The organism is Bradyrhizobium sp. SZCCHNRI20481, from assembly GCF_032485055.1.
GTDB lineage: Bacteria > Pseudomonadota > Alphaproteobacteria > Rhizobiales > Xanthobacteraceae > Bradyrhizobium.
This window is the reverse complement of the sequence record NZ_JAUEUE010000038.1, coordinates 1-1,663: the sequence shown is the minus strand read 5'-3', so window position 1 is coordinate 1,663 and position 1,663 is coordinate 1. Positions and strand designations below refer to the sequence as shown.

General features: G+C 65.0%; 1 protein-coding gene. It reads left to right on the top strand.

Annotation, left to right across the window (positions count from 1 at the left end):
• Positions 1–81: 81 nt before the first annotated feature.
• Positions 82–1,245: an IS110 family transposase gene (locus QX132_RS32985; RefSeq protein ID WP_316163878.1), complete on the top strand. Its 1,164-nt coding sequence runs from the start codon at positions 82–84 to the stop codon at positions 1,243–1,245.
• The last annotated feature ends 418 nt before the right edge of the window (positions 1,246–1,663 follow it).

The following is a 1,663-nucleotide window of genomic DNA, read 5'->3' as shown; positions in this document are numbered from 1 at the left end:
ACCACAGATCCTATGGGGCGGCGGGTGGTCAAGAAGGGTTAGGATTGGATTTCCGAACCATCCGGCCCTCGGAGGATCAAGATGATCAAGCTCGATCGCACTGACACACCCGCCGCGGCGGAGCATGCCACGGTTTACCTCGCGTTTGAACTGAGCAAAGCGAAATGGAAGCTCGGCGTGCTGCTTCCTGGCTCGCAGAAACTGAGCCGGTACACGATCGGCGGCGGTGACTTGGCCGCCTTGGCGGCCCGGCTTGCGGACATGCGCAAGAAGGCTGCGGCTGCCGCGGGCGGCCGGCCGGTGCGCATCCTGTCATGCTACGAAGCAGGCTTGGATGGCCACTGGCTGCACCGATGGCTGAGCGGACAAGGCATCGTCAATCATGAGGTCGACCCTTCCAGCATCGAGGTGAACCGTCGTGCCCGGCGCGCCAAGACCGACCGGATCGATCTGGAGAAGCTGATGCGGGCGTTCCTCGCCCATTTGCGGGGCGAGCCTCGGGTCTGCAGCATCGTCCACGTGCCAAGCGTCGAGGATGAGGATCGCAAGCGCCGTCCCCGTGAACGTGATCGCCTGATCCAGGAGTGCACGGCTCACAGCAACCGTATCAAGGGACTGCTGCACGGCCAGGGCATTCGCGACGTCCACCCGCTCGATCGCTCGTTCCTGGAAAGCCTTGCCAGCCTGCGCACTGGCGACGGTCGTCCACTGCCGGTGCGGCTCAAGGAAGAGATCGAGCGCGAACACGAGCGACTGTGCCTGGTGGCACGGCAGCTCAAGGAGCTCGAGGCCAAAAGCAAAGCCGAGCTGTGCGCCGCTCGGCCCGGCTCGCCGGAAGCCAGGATCATGCAGCTCATGGATCTCAGGAGCATCGGCCCGGTCGGCGGCCAGAAGTTGGTCAACGAGGTGTTCTATCGCGACTTCGACAACCGTCGTCAGGTCGGCAGCTACTTTGGTCTCACCGGCACGCCCTATGACAGTGGCGAGCGCAGCCGTGAGCAGGGCATCAGCAAAGCCGGCAACCGGCGCGCCCGTGAGCTCGCGGTCGAGCTGGCGTGGCTATGGACCGTTCATCAGCCGGACAGCGCACTGACACGCTGGTTCCGCGAGCGGGTGCGCGACATCAAGGGACGCATCCGGCGAATTGCCATTGTCGCTCTGGCACGCAAGCTGATGGTGGCGCTGTGGCGCTATCTGGTGACCGGCGTTGTTCCCGAAGGCGCCGTGCTGCGTCCAACTTCGTAAACGGCTGCGCGCGCCATGACAGCCGACGTGAGCCAGGACCGACGCGTGACCGTGCTGAACCGGGGGCATAAACCTCCCGCTCTCACAGAGGGGTCCCGTCTTGACTGGGCCTTACCTTCCCCCGTGCATGAAAGATCAGGGTACCGGGCCTCGCGCCCGACCGGATACAAGGTGATGCGGTCGTTCCGCATTGTCGTTCACGGCCCAATCCTCGCATCACGTCCGGCCTGCCATCGCGACACCGCGCGTTGCGGGCGCGCCATGATGGCGCCAAGCTCGGCGCGCTCAAGGCCGCTGACGCGCCGCCTCCGGCGGTGGCCTTCGGCCAGCCTTGACCGCGCCTCTCCTTGGCGCCAAAGACCGCCCCCAACAAACGACGCCCCTCTTGACAACTTACTCCCCATACAAGGTTCAGCCG